This window comes from Bradyrhizobium sp. (assembly GCF_004799445.1).
Taxonomy (GTDB): Bacteria; Pseudomonadota; Alphaproteobacteria; order Rhizobiales; family Xanthobacteraceae; genus Bradyrhizobium.
In genome coordinates this window covers 1-2,276 of sequence record NZ_SSNA01000068.1, presented here as the reverse complement: position 1 = coordinate 2,276, position 2,276 = coordinate 1, and the positions used below count along the sequence as shown (strand labels likewise).

The following is a 2,276-nucleotide window of genomic DNA, read 5'->3' as shown; positions in this document are numbered from 1 at the left end:
GATCCAATAGTCGTAACGCGCCGGATCGGCTTGGGCCTTCTCACGACAGATCGAAGCCTGGACCAGACACTCTTCGCGCCAATACATCACGTCACCGATCACCTCGCGAGTCCATTCCGCACAGCAAAACAGGGACGGGACCCTGACCTACCGGAACAGCATCCGTGAGGCTGCATTACTCGCCATCTTGGCCCAATAGCTTGCCGGTCTTTCGGTTGAGCAAATGCATGTTGGTGCAGGCGGGGCACATGACCCCCACATACTCGTTCTCGGAAATATCCGGGTTATCATCCGTTTGGTGCTGGACGTTGAGACTGGTCGCCGGGCACCTGAAAATGAAATGGGCCATCGGTCAGGATATGACGGCTCAGGCGCTAGACCATGATCTAGAGCAAGGTTCCGCCAAGTCGCCATCCGACGGCCAAAGATAAAAAAATCATATATTTTCTGATGTGCGGGCCATACGGTTCCATAGGGGGGAACGGCCTTGCATATCCTCGTCGAGGGATTCAGCGTCTTCGGCGTTCATATCCAGTACTGGATGCCTCTGGCAGTCCTTATGGTGGGGGTTGCCGTCGCCATCAGCGCGTGGCGGTCGAATTAGGACATTCCAGCGGCCTCCGAAGAGTCATGGCGGGGCCATCGAGGCGCGGGGCCCAGTCCGCGCCTCAGTCTTGACGAGGATCATGGAACGCTTCCTCGAAAGCTTCATTGCTTCAGCGGGTCGCGTCTTCCCGCGAGCGCGCGGCCTGCACGGTCGCCCCCATCTGCAGCCCCCAAAGCCCGTGGCCGCGGCCGTGCTTGGCGAGCCCCTGGTGGCCGCACAATCGGAATCCAGCGATCCGGGGCAACTAATGAAAGAGGCCGCCAACTGAGGCGGCTTAGGCTGGTTGCCGCAACTCACTGCGAACCACTTTCTGCTGATGAGATTGACGGCATTCCCAACTGAGATGGTCTCCGTCGTTCCTGCACATGTATTCGTAGATTATGCTTTGGCAGGTCGGGGTGACCGATATGAACACCATTTTTTTGTTGCATGTCGGACAAAGCGGGGAAAACGGTGGGACGCTGTTAAACGGTGGGACGCTGTTAGAAGATAGGCCTACTGCAGGCATGTCCGCACCTCCTTAGTACCAGTCTACGGGGGCTGCCCTATCACAACGGGCGGATGCAAAATAAGTTTCGGCTCGGCCCGAGGATTCTTCAAACTCAAATTAGGCCACTGCGAAACTTAACTTAGGCAACTAGGGATTAAAACAGGCCAGTACCATAATTCCTGCGCGACCTTCCTTGCGAACGATTGCTCGCGGGTGAACTTTTCGCGGATGTAAGGGTCTTGAGGCATTGCCGGCCGGTGGCTTAAAATTCAGTGGGGTTGAATGAAAGAGGCCGCCACCTGAGCGGCCACAGGTCTTAACGGCCGTTAATAAATTAAGTCGTTTTTTACCTGAGGGTAGTAGGCTGGATTAGTTGCCAGCAAGAGATGTTTTGCCCTGAGGCGGTGCTTTGTGAGTGATGGTCGGGAAGAGAAGCCCAAAAAACATGAGGCGGTTTGGCTTAAAATCAACGGCTCAATCGACATTGGGGTGATTGATGTCACCGCCTCAAAGGCCATTGGCTTTCCTGCCGGACCCATCCGCCTTGCTGAGGGGCTTCCTGGGCCTAAAGGATACGGATTAGCTCATATCGATCGGGACCGGGCCAGCCGACTTAAGGACATTGGATTTGAGGCGGTCCAAGCTTGTTTTGTGGATGTGGCGGCAAACTGGGAAGCCGCTGTTTGCGCGAATGAGACCAACAAAGTTGTGCTGGTAAAGAAGCATAGGGCGCGCGTTCTGCAATTAGTCGCGCAGATCTTCGATGGGCCCAATGGGCACTATTGGTCTGCGACCACCATCATTATTGGTAGGCGGATTAGACCGGATGAAGTGATCTACCAGAGGATTATTACGGCCGGATAGGAGCGAACCCTACCTAGTGCTGCTGAGACACCACCGCCTTGAAACCTTATACCCCGTCGGAATTACTTCAGGTTCAGCTACGGGGGGTTCTAACGCTTACGGCGACCGTTATCAGTAACTAACATTGCCCAATGATAGTTTCAAGAAACTTAAGAAGTTAACGTTTGGAAACCCTAATTAGGTCCAAAAGTGCAGGAATTGGCCCGTTTTTGATTGTTTTCGACCCATTCTGATCCGGTTCCCCATACAATTGGGAAGCTTGCAGGAACCTGCAAGAGATAACCCGTTATCCCATCCTATAGGCCGATAGGGTGA

Annotated in this window: 1 protein-coding gene; it reads left to right on the top strand. The window is 54.2% G+C overall.

From position 1 onward, the window contains the following. Positions 1-1,508: 1,508 nt before the first annotated feature. Positions 1,509-1,961, top strand: a complete 453-nt coding sequence (locus E8A46_RS09175) for a hypothetical protein (RefSeq protein ID WP_291559660.1) — start codon at positions 1,509-1,511, stop codon at positions 1,959-1,961. Positions 1,962-2,276 lie beyond the last annotated feature (315 nt).